The 15,225-nt window shown below is 61.6% G+C and carries 18 protein-coding genes and 2 pseudogenes; 11 read left to right on the top strand and 9 right to left on the bottom strand.

Translation table 11 applies throughout. The annotated features are described in order from the left end of the window. Positions 1-10: 10 nt before the first annotated feature. Positions 11-355, bottom strand: a complete 345-nt coding sequence (locus tag LY631_RS08930; RefSeq protein ID WP_274424898.1) for a DUF5330 domain-containing protein — start codon at positions 353-355, stop codon at positions 11-13. Between the two features lie 469 nt (positions 356-824). On the opposite strand from LY631_RS08930, the gene LY631_RS08925 reads away from it, so the two are divergent. Continuing rightward, on the top strand, positions 825-2,585 hold the full coding sequence (locus LY631_RS08925) for a sensor histidine kinase (protein WP_274424896.1): 1,761 nt from the start codon (positions 825-827) through the stop codon (positions 2,583-2,585). Continuing rightward, positions 2,545-3,528, top strand: a complete 984-nt coding sequence (locus LY631_RS08920) for a peptidoglycan-binding protein (RefSeq protein WP_274424894.1) — start codon at positions 2,545-2,547, stop codon at positions 3,526-3,528. The genes LY631_RS08925 and LY631_RS08920 overlap by 41 nt, the downstream gene beginning before the upstream one ends. 51 nt (positions 3,529-3,579) lie before the next feature. Here LY631_RS08920 and LY631_RS08915 read toward each other — a convergent pair whose 3' ends face one another. Next, positions 3,580-4,131: a hypothetical protein gene (locus LY631_RS08915; protein ID WP_274424893.1), complete on the bottom strand. Its 552-nt coding sequence runs from the start codon at positions 4,129-4,131 to the stop codon at positions 3,580-3,582. 121 nt (positions 4,132-4,252) lie between these two features. Here LY631_RS08915 and LY631_RS08910 point away from each other — a divergent pair, with 121 nt between their 5' ends. Continuing rightward, positions 4,253-4,597, top strand: a complete 345-nt coding sequence (locus LY631_RS08910) for a DUF1491 family protein (protein WP_274424892.1) — start codon at positions 4,253-4,255, stop codon at positions 4,595-4,597. Here LY631_RS08910 and LY631_RS08905 read toward each other — a convergent pair. Further along, positions 4,573-5,487, bottom strand: coding sequence for a hypothetical protein (locus LY631_RS08905; RefSeq protein WP_274424891.1), 915 nt, complete (start codon positions 5,485-5,487; stop codon positions 4,573-4,575). The genes LY631_RS08910 and LY631_RS08905 overlap by 25 nt on opposite strands. 239 nt (positions 5,488-5,726) lie before the next feature. Between LY631_RS08905 and LY631_RS08900 the strand changes: the two genes are divergently transcribed. Further along, positions 5,727-5,906: a hypothetical protein gene (locus LY631_RS08900; protein ID WP_274424890.1), complete on the top strand. Its 180-nt coding sequence runs from the start codon at positions 5,727-5,729 to the stop codon at positions 5,904-5,906. A gap of 73 nt (positions 5,907-5,979) precedes the next feature. Here LY631_RS08900 and LY631_RS08895 read toward each other — a convergent pair whose 3' ends face one another. From LY631_RS08895 to LY631_RS08885, 3 genes are read right to left on the bottom strand one after another with little or no spacing between them, the layout of a single operon-like run. Then, positions 5,980-6,522: a DUF1254 domain-containing protein gene (locus LY631_RS08895; protein ID WP_274424889.1), complete on the bottom strand. Its 543-nt coding sequence runs from the start codon at positions 6,520-6,522 to the stop codon at positions 5,980-5,982. Next, complete coding sequence (locus LY631_RS08890) at positions 6,515-7,099, bottom strand: DUF1214 domain-containing protein (protein ID WP_274424887.1); 585 nt, start codon at positions 7,097-7,099, stop codon at positions 6,515-6,517. Before LY631_RS08890 ends, LY631_RS08895 begins: the two co-directional genes overlap by 8 nt. Before the next feature lie 24 nt (positions 7,100-7,123). Beyond that, positions 7,124-9,271, bottom strand: a complete 2,148-nt coding sequence (locus tag LY631_RS08885) for a transglycosylase domain-containing protein (protein WP_274425095.1) — start codon at positions 9,269-9,271, stop codon at positions 7,124-7,126. A gap of 218 nt (positions 9,272-9,489) precedes the next feature. Here LY631_RS08885 and LY631_RS08880 point away from each other — a divergent pair, with 218 nt between their 5' ends. Then, positions 9,490-9,882 (top strand): antitoxin Xre-like helix-turn-helix domain-containing protein, encoded by a 393-nt coding sequence (locus tag LY631_RS08880; RefSeq protein WP_274424886.1) that lies wholly within the window; start codon positions 9,490-9,492, stop codon positions 9,880-9,882. Then, positions 9,879-10,568: an RES family NAD+ phosphorylase gene (locus LY631_RS08875; RefSeq protein ID WP_274424885.1), complete on the top strand. Its 690-nt coding sequence runs from the start codon at positions 9,879-9,881 to the stop codon at positions 10,566-10,568. The genes LY631_RS08880 and LY631_RS08875 overlap by 4 nt, the downstream gene beginning before the upstream one ends. A gap of 66 nt (positions 10,569-10,634) precedes the next feature. Here the strand turns inward: LY631_RS08875 and LY631_RS08870 are convergent. Together LY631_RS08870 and LY631_RS08865 are read right to left on the bottom strand one after the other, a co-directional pair. Then, positions 10,635-10,745: pseudogene (locus LY631_RS08870) on the bottom strand (GFA family protein); the annotation flags it as partial. A gap of 30 nt (positions 10,746-10,775) precedes the next feature. Further along, positions 10,776-11,675, bottom strand: a complete 900-nt coding sequence (locus LY631_RS08865) for a LysR family transcriptional regulator (protein ID WP_274424884.1) — start codon at positions 11,673-11,675, stop codon at positions 10,776-10,778. A gap of 105 nt (positions 11,676-11,780) precedes the next feature. Between LY631_RS08865 and LY631_RS08860 the strand changes: the two genes are divergently transcribed. After that, entirely contained in the window at positions 11,781-12,770 is a 990-nt protein-coding gene (locus LY631_RS08860; protein ID WP_274424883.1) for a zinc-dependent alcohol dehydrogenase family protein, read from the top strand. A gap of 127 nt (positions 12,771-12,897) precedes the next feature. On the opposite strand, the gene LY631_RS08855 is transcribed toward LY631_RS08860, so the two are convergent. Then, on the bottom strand, positions 12,898-13,293 hold the full coding sequence (locus tag LY631_RS08855) for a RidA family protein (protein ID WP_274424881.1): 396 nt from the start codon (positions 13,291-13,293) through the stop codon (positions 12,898-12,900). 236 nt (positions 13,294-13,529) lie between these two features. Here LY631_RS08855 and LY631_RS08850 point away from each other — a divergent pair, with 236 nt between their 5' ends. The 4 genes and pseudogenes from LY631_RS08850 (at position 13,530) to LY631_RS08835 (ending at position 15,188) form a co-directional block, all read left to right on the top strand. Then, positions 13,530-13,775 (top strand): hypothetical protein, encoded by a 246-nt coding sequence (locus tag LY631_RS08850; RefSeq protein ID WP_274424880.1) that lies wholly within the window; start codon positions 13,530-13,532, stop codon positions 13,773-13,775. Continuing rightward, positions 13,762-14,250 carry a helix-turn-helix transcriptional regulator gene (locus LY631_RS08845; RefSeq protein WP_274424878.1) on the top strand — a complete coding sequence of 163 codons (489 nt, stop codon included), beginning with the start codon at positions 13,762-13,764 and terminating at the stop codon, positions 14,248-14,250. Before LY631_RS08850 ends, LY631_RS08845 begins: the two co-directional genes overlap by 14 nt. A 6-nt stretch (positions 14,251-14,256) precedes the next feature. Next, a pseudogene (locus tag LY631_RS08840) lies at positions 14,257-14,409 on the top strand (4-hydroxybenzoate octaprenyltransferase); the annotation flags it as partial. A 194-nt stretch (positions 14,410-14,603) separates the two neighbouring features. Further along, positions 14,604-15,188: a hypothetical protein gene (locus tag LY631_RS08835; RefSeq protein ID WP_274424877.1), complete on the top strand. Its 585-nt coding sequence runs from the start codon at positions 14,604-14,606 to the stop codon at positions 15,186-15,188. The last annotated feature ends 37 nt before the right edge of the window (positions 15,189-15,225 follow it).

Below are 15,225 nucleotides of genomic sequence, written 5' to 3'. Positions count from 1 at the left end.
TAAATTTCGCTCATTGCGACTGCGATTCGGCTGCGTCGTCCTCCGCCGGTGTCTCGACGGCCGGCTGGGCGGCCTCGGGACTGGCCGAATGCTCTTCCTCCACCAACTCCCGCGCGATGCGCATGCCTTCCTTGGCCCGCGCGGTGATCGTTTGCACGGCGGCGCTTGCCGTTGCGCAGACGTCCGGCTGCCGCATGCAGATATCGGCCAGATCGCGCACGGTGTCGCGGACCGCCGCGATTGCCTGAAGGGGATTGACGGACTCCACTCCGGGCGCCTGCTCGCTCACATTGATGGGCAGGAACAGGAGAACCAGTGAGAACCAGAATATGCAGCGGATCAGGAAACTGATCATGTTGCGTGAATGCTCCCGGCGTTTGTCTATTTCGATTATGCCTGCCGTGGGCAACCAGGTCGTTAAAATGCGCGTCAAATCGAAGGCAAACTCGCTTCAAATCAGTACATGTCGGCCTTTGAAACGCCTTTTAATCAATTGCATACGATTTCGGTGACCCGGCGGAAATCATTTAACCTGCTGTATATGTTTGGCAATTTTTCGTTCGGCGCGACTTTTCGCGCCTCTAATTTGACCATAAGCGGGCGCGGCCTTCATCGACCCTTTGTTAACCATGCACGCATTCTACCGGTGGGAGGGGGCTATTTCGGGGGTGTTTTTCCACTGTACCGGCTGTTTTCAGTCTCCGCGTTTATCCTTTCCTAAAGGCTGGGTGCGAGGTTCGGCTCGAGAAGAAAAACGCGTCAAGCGAAGACAAGTCGAGCGCGTCACTTTGAGCACACGAGCGTTTTCATTTGCGGATTGGTCCATGAGCATCAAGGCGGCCTTCGACCGCCTGGTCCACCCCTCCGTCACCCGCGTTGAGGAACGCGGGCGGCAGCATCGGCTGTTGCAGGCCTTGCTGGTTGGGGCGGTGTTGGTGGCCGTTGCGACAGCCCAGATCGTCATAGGGCGCACTGGCGGTGGCACGGCGCTTGCCGCCATTCCACTGGTATTCGGGATCGGATTGATGGCCCCTTTCACGCTGATGGTTACGGCCCGTCGGCAATTCATCGAGCCGGCAGCGCTCGCTCTCGGGGCGGCTGCCGTCGCGATTCTGATTGCGGCCGGTGGTGGACTGGCTTCGCCGTTTGCCGCCTTGAGCGCGGCTCTCATTGTAGAGAGCGCCTGGACAGCGCGCACGCGTGCCGCCCTTGGATGGGGTGTCGCGGCAGCCATAGCAGCCCTTGGCGCTGGCGCCGGGCTGGGCGTGACGGCTTTCTCCGACCTGGCGTCCATGGCACCTTCACCATGGCAATGGCTGATTCCGCTCGCCTATGGCGGCTTTGTCCTTACGCGCGTTCCCACTTTTGAAGCCGCCGGCACGGCCGACGAACCCGAGCAGGCAACTCCGTCTGTCGAGGAGATGATCGGGGCGGCCGTGCTGCGCCTGAACGGCGCTGGCGAGGTGGTCGACGCCTCGCGGGGCACCGAGGCGCTTCTCAATGTGGCGCCGGAGATCGTGCTTGGCACAGGCTTGTTCGACCGCGTGCATTTGAACGACCGGATCCTCTATCTTGAGGCGCTCGCGGATCTCAAGGAGGGCGCGGCGGCGCGGAGAGTGAATCTGCGCCTGCGCATGGCCGCCGAGCCGAATGCGCCCGTGAGCGTGATCTACCGGCCCTGCATTCTCGACCTTGCCGCGACCCCGGCAGGCGGGACGTTCGTGGCCGTGCTGCGGGACAACGATGTCGCGGCCGAGCTCGAGCAAAGGGCCGCGGACATGCGGGACGCGGCGGACAATGCGGCTATGACCAAGGACCGGCTTCTCGCCTCCGTCAGCCACGAATTGCGCACGCCGCTCAACGCCATTGTCGGTTTCTCCGAGCTGCTTGAAAACGAGATGTTCGGCAAGCTTGCCAACGAGAAGCAGCGCGAATACGTCGCCACGATTCGCGTTGCAGGCGGACATCTGCTTTCCGTGGTGAACGCCATTCTGGATGTTTCCAAACTGCAGGCAGGGTCGTATACGCTGCAGCCGGAAACCTTTTCCTTCGCTGAGGCGGTTCGGCTGTGTCTCACAATGATGGGGCAGGAGGCGGAGGCGAAGTCGGTTATTCTGCGGGCGGATATCGCGGAGAATGTCGGCACCGTGCACTGCGACCGGCGCGCGGTCCAGCAGGTGCTGGTCAATCTCGTCTCGAACGCGGTCAAGTTCACGCCTTCAGGTGCGGTCACCATATCTGCGCGTCGGCGGGGGGAGCGCCTCGATTTCACGGTCAGCGATACCGGAATCGGGATCTCGGCCGAGGATCTGGAGCGGATCGGAACGCCGTTCACGCAGGTGCAGAACGACTATACGCGCCAGTACGATGGAGCGGGGCTCGGGTTGGCGCTGGTGAAGGGACTGTTGGAGCGCATGGGCGGCGGCATCGCGATCGAAAGCACGCCCGGCTGCGGAACACGGGTCCATGTCTCGCTGCCTGCGGGACAGATGGATGGGGAGGGCGAGGAAAAATCGGGCACCGACGAAGACGGTGGGAAATGGAATGACGGGTGGACCAATGACGGCTTACGAAAGACAGCCTGAGCGCCGCATCGGCGTCGGGGCAATGGCAGGGGCGGCGCTGGCCGCCGTTGGGCGTTTCGCCGCGCGCAACCCCGCGGCAGTGGGCGGCACGACGGCGTTTGTCGTCGCCTTGTCATTCGTCTCGGCCAACGCGGTCTGGTATCAGCCACAGTCCCATCCGGGAGCCTTCGTCGCCACACGCGAGCAGCCCTTTATTCCGCCGGCGCCACAGCCGGCGCCAGAGCCCCGGCCAGCGGAGGCGGAGCCGGCCAACGGTTCGCGATCCGATGTCCGGCAGATCGCGCCCGAGCAGGAGACCGCGAATGTCGAGCCGCGTCCGGAACCGCAATCGACCGGGTCCGTCAATCCGACCGGAGGAGACCCGACGGTGCGTTCAGCTCAAGGCGTTCTGAAGGAGCTTGGCCTTTATGACGGTGAGGTCGACGGCATGATCGGGCCACAAACCCGCGCGGCAGTGGAGAATTACCGGCGAATTGTCGGCCTCGAGATTGATGGCGGTATCGATTCTGCGCTGCTCGAGCAGCTCGGTCTCGAGTCACAGGAAACGGCTGTTCCCGCCGTGGCGCCCACGCCTATACCAAGGCCGGAACTGACCGCGAACAGGCAAGCGGAGCCGGAACCCGCTGTACCGGAACAAGAGCCCGCACCCACACAGGAGCCGGAACCAGCGTCCGCACGGGAGCAGCGGCGTGTATCGGCGCCGGGCTCGGGTTCAGGGGCTGACCTGCAAATGGCGTCCCTCAACAATGCCGACCCCACAGTCCGACGGGTACAGGCGGGTCTGAGGGCTTTCGGAAACGACGGTATCGAGGTGGACGGCGTTCTGGGCAAAGACACGCAGGACGCGATCCGCGAGTTCCAGTCGCTCTTCGGCCTTTCCGTCACGGGCCAACCGGACGACGAATTCCTGGCGAAGATGCGGGAAGTCGGCCTGATCAACTGATCGTCTGTGCGCCACCCGTCCAGTGGCTTGCCCCAAGGCCTGGACAGCTCCTCAATCAGGCATGCAGCTCTCGGGCAGGCTGTTCTCCAGGCTCTCCGTGGATTTTTCCAGTGAGCCGCTCGAGATCGTCATTGGACGGAAAGGCGGAGCTTCCTGGTTGAGCGGAGCGGCCTGTGAGATTTCATAGCAGCCGCTGAAAACTTCCTTTTTCCCATCATAGCTTTCCGCTTCGATGGCAACCGGCTGATGCCAGTATAGAACGCCCGCGCCGGGATCTCCTTCGCTTGATCCGGTGTGCAGCTTGATGCTGCGGGTGTTCTCATATCCAAGAACCCAGGAAGGGAAGTCCGACAGGCCATCGTGATAGCTGTAGGCGCGCGAGAACTCGCCCCTGTTGATTGCGTTGTAAAAGGACTCGATCAGCACCTCAGGCGAACTTCGGTCGTCCTTGTAGTCCGGAATGTTGTTGAGATCCTTGCGTGCAAGCACCTTGTCAACCGCATTGAAGGCGTCATCGATCGCCTGTTGCGATTGGCTTTCGCCATGAGCGGCGGAAGTGCTAAACAGGATTGCCAAGGCCAAGCCCTGAATTGTTTTTGGCATGGGAACTGCCCGTAATTTCATCGATAATTGAGAATGTTATTCTCGTTCTACTAATCCCATCCTATCTCGCCCCGGACAAATGTAATCAAGTGCAAAACGGAAAAGTAAAAGGACGCGCCCGATGCGCGTGACAAGCGATCTCTGGGTTTCCGCCCTGCTCAAACGCATCTTCTCGGATGGCGGCTTTGCCACGATCCGGCGCCGGGGCGCGCGGGAGGCCGGCGCGATCTTCCTGATCCGGCGTACCCGGCTGGGTGAGCTGCATTTCTACGGACCTGCGCCGCAGACGAGCTATGACGAGGCAAAGCCCGATGATCGCCAGTTCACGCACGTCACAACGACCACGGAGGAGGCCGACATAGAGCGGCATCTGGAAAAGGAGATGCGTTTTGACCCCGATGTCTGGATCGTCGAGGTCGAGATGGATAGCGACATATCGGACTATCTGGCGCTTGCGACCGACTGAAGATTTTCCTCGAGCCGGGCTTGCCGCCAGTTTGCGATCTTTTCCCGTGCCGTTTCTGCGCCTAGCGCGTCATAGCGCTGAAGGAAAAGCCGGATAGCGGAAGGATGGGAGACCTGGGCGGGGTAAGTTGCCGCGGTGATCACAAATGCCTGCTCGGCGCCAAGCCCTGCGGCCTTCAGGCAGATCATCAGGTCGGAATAGGTTGCGGCGGCGGCAATGCCGCGGACGCGGCTTGCCGGAAAATCGATCGCGCGGCCCAAGGCAGCGGCGAACGCATCCCGGTCTCCGGCGAGGGCGGGGTTGAGCAATGCGCTGAAACCGCTCTCGTGTGTGGGCAATTGATCGCCTTCTTCGGCGGTCCGGTTGCTGTCCCGCATGACCTCGCGCAACCGCTCGCGAACCGGCTCGAGCCGGTCGATATCGCCAGCTGACTCGATCGCCGACTTTGAGATCACTGGCGCGCCTTCCGCCTGCGCACGGGCGATCAGGGTGCGGATCAGCGATGCAATAGCCGGGTTGAGGCCGTCACGCCGCGCGATCACCCGCGCATGGGAGAGGCCATGCCGGCCGATCAGCGCAATTAGGTCGATGTCGCTCAAGGCACGTGAACGCACCAGAAGCGGCGCGGCAATCTCGATGGGTTCGGCGCAAAGGCGGTGGATGATACCGGGCGGCGCGAAGGCACACTCACACAAGGCCGCGGCCGCAAAGCGCCGCGTTTCGGTGGACACTGCATCGTAGAGCCCCAGCGTCAGATCGTCGAGCTGGGCGATTTCATTTCGCGTAGGCCGGGTGAGCGAGCAAAAGGCGGTTATGGCGGCACGGAAGAGGCGCTCGCGATTGCGCTCCTTTCCTGTAAACGCGATATGCCTGAAATCCGCCTTCAACACGCAACAATGACCTGGAACCGGAAAGACGATGAACACGCGCATCCGCCGAACTGGCCGGCGAAGCCTGATTGTTCAAATTAGAGACAATCCGTTAGCGACCCATTAACCGCCTTCTTAAGGCTTGTATTCACCAATTTGGCGGAGGAGTATGAATGCTAACGATGTGTTAACCATGACATGCGTTCATTGCAGCGGGAGGGCGTTGCGTACCAAAATTTGGTCCAATGCGGGAGCAAGGCATGGCAACAATCCTGTCCTTCACGCCGCCGGCGCGGGATGAGAAGGCAAGGTCATCCTCACCGGGCGGAGAGGCGACCATCATCGTATTTACCGGTGTACAATACGAACGCATCGAGGATGACGGTTCCGAGAATGAACCGGAGCCGGCTTGCAAGCGCGTGCGGCGACGGCGAAGCTGACTGGGCGTTGCGAGTTGTGAACTGGCGCTCTTGAGAGCCGGCGCTATAACGTAACCGTCACGTTGCCGCGGAGTTACATCGGCCGGCAGTCGAGGCTGCGCAGAAAGTCACGGGCGAGGTTGCTCCAGGTCTCGTCGGGGACGAAGACGCGCACCAGTGCAATCCCCTCCTCTGGCACCCCTTCCACGACAATGGACTCTTCCAGCAGGTCGTTGGCTATCTCGCGTGCCTGCTGGCCGTCATCGGTTGCCGTCAGGACGAAATCCAACGCGCGCTCATGGGAGGCATCGTCATTGATGCTGAAGACATTGTTTCCCATACGGTTGAAGATGGACAGCGACCAGAACGGCATTTGCCCTTCCGCCTGGACGCGGACCGCGCCATCCGACAGATCGAAACGGCAGGCGGCCGCCTCGAGAAATGGGTTGTCCGGGGCCGGCAGGTTGTCCGCCGACGGGCTTTCGCTGAGTTGGACGGTTTCGAAAGGGGCGGCGACCGGTGAGATCCGGCTCCAGGCATCCTGCACCGAATGTACGGGCAGCATGAAAAGAATGAGGATGTGCACAATCCCGGCGCCGACCAGGCCGAGTGCGATGGCGAAAAGCAGCCTATACATCGCACTCCGTCCGCGTGATTTCCGGCATTTGTGGCTGGCCCAGCTGGAGACCCGTGGAAACGGGTGTGTCGAGAAGCGTCAGGACGAGGTGCATGGGGCCGCTTCCTCCGGTTGCCAGCCAGTTTCCCGCCGCGGGTTTCGGTGCAACCGTGATGGTGAACCCGTTATCCGGCTGCCGCAGTAGCATCCGGGAATGAAGTGCTGGCCGGCGACGCGCGAAGGAGGGTAGGGGCTCACCGGAGGGTGCGGCGGCATAAAGGGTCCACAGGCGCGCTGACGGAAACGGACCTTCAATGTGATAGCTGCACTCGCGTCGCAGCGGAGCGCCGCCGGAATCACGCGTTGCGGTGAAGGCAATGCCCTCCGACTGGCCGAGCGGAATGCCGCCCTCCCGGGCGAAACGCGCCCGCACGTAGGGGCCGGCATCCGGCGTGCCGAAATGGGGAGAGGCAGTCCATTCGCCGATCCTGACGATGCCGAACGCCGGAAGTTCCTCCAGCACGTACCAGACGCTGGCGGTGCCGCCGCCGAGCGCAATGGCAAGGACAACCAGGGTTAGGAAAGCCGTTCTCAGCATGCGTGCCGGTCGCTCACTTTCCGGTCATAGGGCTGGAAGATCGAGCGTGCGGCCAGCGGTGGTCTGCGGAGTGGTGTTTTGCCCGAAGAGATCCGTCAGTCCTTCGATCACGACGCGCGTTGCCGAGGAGAGACGGCGGGGAGGTCTGTGCCGAACAGGCGGCCCGCCTTCGGGTATTTCGGTTGCAGCAACCTCAGTACCCTCTTCGGGAAGCGGGTTTTCAATGCCGGGAATCGGCTTCAGCTCGACGTTCTGATGCGCGTAGGTCATGAACCTCTGCCAGACCATTGCCGGCAGCGAGCCGCCGGTCATGCGCTCGGTGGGGCGGTAGTCGTCGTTGCCGAGCCAGACGGCGGCGACATAGTTGCCGGTGTAACCGACATACCATGCATCGCGATAGGACTGGGTCGTGCCGGTCTTGCCGGCCGAGCGCACGCCTGCCAGCGCCGCGCGCCGTCCGGTGCCGCGTTCCGGTACTTGCACGAGTATGGAATTCATGTGCGAAACCGCCTGCTGGGACAGCACGCGGTGCGGCGGCGGCGCATCATGCGATCGATCGTAGATGATCTCGCCGGAATGCGTACGCAACTGCGATATTCCATGGCGCAGACCGGCATAGCCGCCCGTGGCGAAGACACTGTAGCCGGTAACCTGATCCATCACCGTCATATCGGAGGTGCCGAGGACCATCGTCTTATGGCCGTTAAGCGGTGTTTCCACTCCCATTTCCTCGGCAAGCTGCTGGATCGCGTCGATACCCAGGTGATCGTGGGCGAGACGCACGGGTACGGTATTATAGGAGCGGGCGAGCGCCGTGGCCAGATCGACGCGGCCGGCATAACTGCGGCCGTAATTCTGCGGGGCCCAGCCGCCCCAGTTGATGGGCGCGTCGGGGACGATCGACTCGGGGGTGAATCCCGCCTCCATCGCTGCCGCATAAACGTAGGGCTTGAAGGATGAGCCGGGCTGGCGCTGCGCTTTTGTGGCGCGGTTGAACTGGCTTTGGCCGTAATCCCGTCCGCCAACGAGCGCACGGATGGCACCATTGGTTTCCATCATCACTGCCGCGCCCTGCTCGACGTCATAGGCATTGCCGTGCTGGCGCAGGTGATGCTCGATCGACTCTTCCACCGCCTGCTGCAGGTTCAGATCTATCGTCGTTCGCGCGACCAGCGAATGCGTCGTGCCGGGCGGCACGATACGCTTGAGCTCCTCGAAGGCCCAGTCGAGGAAATAATCGGGGCTTTCCCGATTGTCCCGCTCGACAGCGCTGGCGGGATTGAGCCGGGCGGAGAGCACTTGCCCCTCGGTCATGAAGTGCGAATTGACCAGATTGGTGAGAACCTCATTGGCGCGGGCGCGGGCGGCCGGAAGGTTGATGTGCGGGGCGTAGCGCGAGGGCGCCTTGAAAAGTCCGGCGATCATGGCCGCCTCGGAGAGCGTGAGGTCTCGCACATGCTTGTCGAAATAAAAGTCGGCGGCCGCCCCGATGCCGAATGTGCCGCCGCCCAGATAGGCGCGGTCGAGATAAAGTTGCAGGATCTCGCGCTTGGAAAGGTTGGCCTCCAGCCACAGCGCCAGGAACGCCTCCTTGATCTTGCGCTCCATCGTGCGTTCGTTGCTGAGGAAAAGGTTTTTTGCGAGCTGCTGGGTGATCGTCGAGCCGCCCTGGACAATGGTGTTGGCGCGCATGTTCTCCGTCAGAGCGCGCGCGAGCCCGACGATATCGATGCCGAAATGCTCGAAAAACCGACGATCTTCCGTCGCCAATACGGCCTTGATGACGTGGCGCGGCATCTCCTCCACCGGCACGGAGTCGCGTTGACGGATTCCGCGCTGGCCGATCTCGTGGCCGTAGCGATCGAGGAATGTGACAGCATAATCGTCCTGCGCGCGCCAGTCCTCTTTGCTGGCCTCGATCGCTGGAGTGGCCAGCCCCAGCATGACCACAGAACCGGCGGCAAGAAGCGTGGCGCCTTCGCCGAAAATCTCGACCACCGCCCGTTTCGGCCCGCGCACGCGGAAGCGGCGGAAGAAAATGGTCAGATTCTCCCAGACCTCTGCCGCCTTGAACCGGAGTTCGTAGAGGCTAGAGTCAATCCAGGCGTCAATGTCGAGGAGCTTTGTCGCCCTCGGCACCTGTCTTTCCTTCGGCACGCGCTTTTCTTCCATGGCCGGACTGCCTGGAACCTTGTTCCTCAAGCCTTCTTCCTTAACTGTCGAGAAATCTCCCAACGGCCAGAGCGGAAGGCAGTTCCCGGATAATTGTTAGCATATTTGTTCGGGCAGTTGAGAATATTTGGCCAGTCGACCGCTCTCCTCGCAATCGATTTCGATTGACATGCCATATGGCAAAACCCATATCTTTGCCATATGGCAGGAGATAGACGATGGCTCTCGCGTTTCATATTACCGAAGATGCGCCGCTTCAAGATCAGAAGGCGGCGGTCGTTAAGGCGCTTTCGCGGATTGCCGCGCAATGGAAGCTGACCAATGACGAGGCGGCCGCGCTTGCCGGCGTGAACGTGCGCACATGGTCGCGCATGAAGGACGGAACCTTTGCTGGCAACCTCAACCAGGACCAGTTGATGCGCGCGAGCCTTTTGATCGGCCTTTTCAAAGGCTTGCGGCTTCTTTTCAACGGACCGCTCACCTATGGCTGGCCCAAGCGCCCGAATGATGGATTTGGCGGACGGACGCCGGTGGACGTGATGATCGAGGGCGGCATACCGGAAATGATGCGCATGCGCCGGCATATCGACGGGCTGAGGGGCGGGATGTGATCGACTTCCCCCTGGTGGACTTCAACGAGGCGCACACGCACCGGCTTCTTTCGAGCGCCTATGTCGACGAACCGGCCATCGCCCCGCTCTATGACGATGACGACGAGAAAGAGATTCTGGACGCGCTTGAGGCCAGGACCAGCAGCCGCCTGCTGGGCCAGGCCGGAAAGCTGGACGAGGTTTCGCCCGGCGAGCTTCTGACCGAGACTTTCGGCTATGGCTGGACCTACGTGAACGCAGCGTTTGTCTACACGCGCGTCGGCGGCAACCGCTTCAACGGCGAAGGGCGCGGCGCCTGGTATGCGGCGCTGGCCGTCGAGACCTGCCTGGCGGAAGTGGGGTTTCACCTGACGCGCGAACTGAAGAACACCGGCGAAACGGAAAACACCACGCAATATGTGCAGCTTCTGGCGCATATTGCGGGCCGGATGGCCTCGCTCGTGGGGCGCGAGGGCGAGCCCTGTCTCGATCCCGACACGGCGGTCGGCTACCCGGCCGGACAGAAGCTGGCAGAAGAAATGCGCGGGCAGGGGCTCGGCGGGATCATCTATCCCGCCGTCCGCCACGCGGGCGGAACCTGCATCGCCACGCTGCGGCCCGACTGCATCAGGCAGGTGACGCGCGGGGCGTCATACCGGCTGGTGTGGAGCGGCGGAAAAGGGCCGGAGGTCGTTTTTGTGAAGTGACTTGAATGCGGATGACTTGAAAACGCGCTTCTATGATGCCGGATGCGACGACGCGCAAAGGCATAAAACGGCGCCATGATGTTTGCGACAGTCCAGGCAAACGCCAACCTGGTATGGGCGTCCCGAGGCCACGATTCGGACGTCGCCGCACAGGCAACCGCCGGAGAATTGCTCCATGCTGCGCCTTCATGGCCGTTCTCTCCAATTTCAAGCCATGTACCTGGGCAATGCAGCCACCAACGCGTCTACAGCGAGGCGGATCTTCGATGGGAGGTGAGGCGTCTGCAGCCACAGCGCGTAGGCATCGTATAGAAATTCCGGCTCATCAGGCAGGAGTTCGATCAGCGCGCCAGACCGAATGCGCTCGCGCACCAGCCAATAGGGCAGCCAGGCCAACCCCAGGCCGACGGTTGCCGCGTCGGCGATCGCGTCAAGGTCGTCAAGCCGCATCCGGTTGAGCGGCGTGATTGCCACCGCAGGTTCGCCGTCGCGCGGAAACAGCCACGGCGCGGCGGGGCCGGACCGGCGGTAGACGACGGCATGGTGCCTTTCCAGATCCTCGATCCGTTGCGGTCGGCCATGCCTCTCCAGATAGGCCGGCGACGCACAAACCACCATGCGCTGGTGCGCGACGCGGCGCGCGATCACACCGGCCTTGTCCTGCAGGCTGCCGGTCCGGATGGCGAGATCGTAGCCATCTTCCGCAAGGTCGGTGATGTGGTCGTTGAAGGATAGATCGAGTTCCAGTGCAGGATATTGCTGCGCGAGTTCCAGCAGGACGGGGGCAACGCAGCGCCGGCCGAAATGCACGGGCATGGTGACACGCAGCTTTCCGCGCGGCTCAGCGAATTGATCGGCCGCGAGTGCATCGGCGGCTTCGGCCTCTGCCAGCACCACGCGGCAGCGCTCGTAGTATGCGCGCCCGAACTCGGTCAGGCTCTGGCGGCGCGTGGTGCGGTTGATGAGGCGCACGCCCAGCCGCTCCTCAAGGAAGCGGACATGCTTGCCGACCATCGGTCCCGACAGATCAAGCGCCGCCGCAGCCGCCGCGAACGAGCCGAGATCGGCGGCCTTGACGAAGACGGCCATGCTGGTGAGGCGATCCATGATTAAAAACCCATGGTTTCGACTATATTGCTGTTTCGGCTCTTTATCTGCTTTTCCCCTATCGGCATAGAGCATTCAATTCAATTATTTTGGAGTTGCTGGCAGATGGTTCGCGTCGTTCGCATTCACGAGCATGGTGGTCCCGAGGTTCTGCGCATCGAGGACGTCGACGTTCCGAAGCCCGGCCGGGGGGAGGTTCAGATCCGGGTCAAGGCGCTGGGCCTCAACCGGGCCGAAGCCCTGTTGCGGCGGGGCACCTATATCGAGACGCCGACATTCCCGTCCGGTCTCGGCCTGGAGGCCGCTGGCGTCGTCGAAACGGTGGGCGAGGGCGTGGACGGTTTCGCGCCGGGCGACGCCGTCAGCGTGGTGCCGCCGGTATCGATGACGCGGTGGCCGGCCTATGGCGAGTTGGTCACCTTTCCTGCCGAACTGGTCGTAAAGCACCCGCCATCGCTCAGCTGGGAAGCGGCAGCGGCCGTCTGGATGCAATATCTCACCGCCTACGGCGCGTTGATCGATATCGCCAAACTCCACAGCGGGGACTTTGCGGTCATCACCGCGGCATCCAGCAGTGTCGGCCTCGCCGCGATCCAGATCGCCAACCTGACAGGCGCGACCGCCATCGCGGTTACCCGGACATCTGCCAAGAAGCAGGCTCTGCTCGATGCCGGCGCCAACCATGTCATCGCTTCCGAGGAGGAAGATCTGGAAGCGCGGCTGAAGGACATCGCCGGCTCGCAGGGTGTGCGCGTCGTGTTCGATCCCGTGGGCGGCCCGATCTTCGAGCCTCTGACGGCGGCGATGTCACCGGGTGGGATATTGATTGAATATGGAGGCCTGAGCCCTGAGCCGACACCGTTCCCGCTGTTTGCCGTGCTGAGCAAGACCCTGACGCTGCGCGGCTACCTCGTGCATGAGATCACCGGCGACCAGGGCCGGCTGGAGGCCGCCAAGGCATATATTCTCAAAGGCCTGGAGGCCGGCGCGCTTAAGCCAGTCATCGCCAAAACCTTTCCCTTCGATCAGATCGTCGAGGCGCATCGGTTTCTGGAATCGGGCGAACAGTTCGGCAAGATTGTCGTGACGGTTTGAACCGCTCCTGCTTCGGCGTTCTTCAACTCGTGTCGGCGCACCCGCAGTAGCTGGACGTTGATCGTCCGTTATGCGAGCGCGCAGAGGTGTCTTGCCTGACGCATGTCTGGACCGTTGGGTTGTTCGGTCAGTCGGCGGCCGTGGCCTCGATCTCGATCATCAATTGGGGCATGGCGAGCCGGGTGACGCCGAGCAAGGTCATGGGCGGAGAGGCGTTAACGGGGCCGAAACGGGCGCCGAGCACGTCGAAGTGCTTCATGGCTTCGTCCACATCCGTGGCGTAGATGCTGAGCCGTGTGATATTCGCGAGCCCCATTTCGGCGGCGCCCAGAACGGCCTCGAGGTTGTCGAGGGCGAGCGTGAGCTGGTTTCGCATGTCCTCGGGGTGCTGCGGGTTGCCTTCGGCATCGACGGCGGTCTGGCCTGCGCAGATCAGCTGCCGGTTGGCTCCCTCGAGTACTTCGCCTTGGTTGTAGCCAAGTTTCAGCGACCATGGCCACGGATTGACGGGTGTTCGCTTCATAGGTCGTGCTCCCTCTTCGGAGTTTGGAAGGCTTCTATGAAACACAGGGCTCCTGACAGCTTGGTGGCAGGAGAGGTTCATCTCCCGCGATTGTTGTGAGATCGCATGACGCGCATCGTATCGGAGGCTAAAAACACGCACTAAAATTGGTACGCTCGGCGATCTCTTCGGAACAAGATAAGGGGGATTGTTTTGTTGACATATGTTAACAGAATAGCCATATTGGCTGCAGCGAAATGAGGCGGCCTCGGCATCCGAACAAGGACATCGAGGAAGCAGTTGCTTATGCGGAATCGAAGGGATGGACGTGGCGCAAGCAGGGGCATTGGGGCCGGCTCTATTGCCCCTTCGCCGACCGGGAAGGCTGCCAGGTCGGCGTGAACGGCACGCCGAGGAACCCGTCTGCACACGCGCGACAACTGATGCGCGCCATAGACAGGTGTCCGCATGAGAATGAGGAGCAGGACGATGAAAACCTTTGAATTCACAATCATCGCTTCCGGGCTGGACCCGAACGCGGATGACTTTGAATCCCGCTTCTATGATGCCGGTTGTGACGACGCGACCATCGCCTTTCAGAAGGGGCACATCATTGTGGATTTCGCACGGGAAGCGGAAAGCATCGACGAAGCTATTGCTACGGCTGTCCGCGACGTGAGGGCAGCCGGCGCCCATGTCGACAGGATCGAGCCGGATCCGCTGGTGAGCCTTGCCGATATTGCCGCCCGGACCGGAATGACTCGTGCGGCAATGACGCAATATGCGAAGGGGCAGCGGGGTTCGGGCTTTCCCTCGCCTTCGTTCAAGGTGACGACGGAAAGCCCGCTTTGGCGGTGGTCCAGCGTTGCCCGCTGGCTGCATGAGAACAACAAGCTTTCGCAGGAAGATGTTATTGCGGCTGAGGCGGTGGAAAAGGCGAATACGGAGATTGAGGGTGACGAGCGGTTTGTAGTGTAGCGCAATCCTTACGTGGTTGGCATGTCGGTGATCGCCGCGCACCTTGCTTGGCAGACCGGGCGGATGGACCTTACCCGCCCGGAGATCAATTTCTGGCTCTTCATGTCGAACATTCTGACCGGTGCGCTTCTGGCATGCGCCGCTCTCGCAGGAACGTGGCGATCGAAGGACAATGCGGCTCCAGGTTATCGTGCTTACGGTCATAGACTATTGAAAGCTCCTGGTTAGCGTTGGCTCAGGCAGCACTGCGGGAGGGCAGCATGGGTTAAGAGGTAAGGAGCGATGAGCAGGGGTGGACCAAGCATGAAATGCTAGATACCTTGCACCTTTGTTACCGTTAGGATTTACAGACAGTGTCGGATACCGTTCAGATCATTTCATACCTACTGATTTTTCTCTTCGTCGTGTTTCTAATCACTCTCTGGCGCTTCCCGGAGGAAGTCAGGATAAAGCTTCGAAGTATTAAGTCAGTGGATGCGAACTCCAACGGCCTCAGTCTAGAGTTCTTTGAACAGCAATTTGATAAGGCCACCTCGGAAAAGGGCGGCAGCACCGCGCTCAGCGCCCCGCCAGTCGCGTCGCTTTGGGCAGGACGTGAGGTACTATGGGTGGACGACAATCCAGCTTATAACTTTCATGAGGCTGCCATGTTCGAGGCGCTTGGCGCTAACGTGACCTTTGCCGTCAGCAACGCCGAAGCTGTGAAAGAGCTTCGGGAAAAGTCCGCTTCGATTATCATTAGCGACATTGCGCGTTCGGGAAAGCAGGAGAGCGGCCTTGATCTGCCAGACACAATTAGGAACGCCAATCTTAAGCTACCGCCACTCGTCTACTACACGGGCGCAGCCGACGCACCGACCACTCCCCAGGGTTTCCCTGTTACGGACGTGCCGAACGCGCTTTACAAGGCGGTTGCGCAGGCGCTTGCCGGCGCATGATCCTTGTCGTGTGCAGTGGCGCTCCACGGAGTGATAG

The organism is Chelativorans sp. YIM 93263 (assembly GCF_028767125.1).
Lineage (GTDB): Bacteria > Pseudomonadota > Alphaproteobacteria > Rhizobiales > Rhizobiaceae > Chelativorans.
Note: the sequence above shows the minus strand (reverse complement) of the source record. Positions and strands in the feature narration are given on the sequence as shown.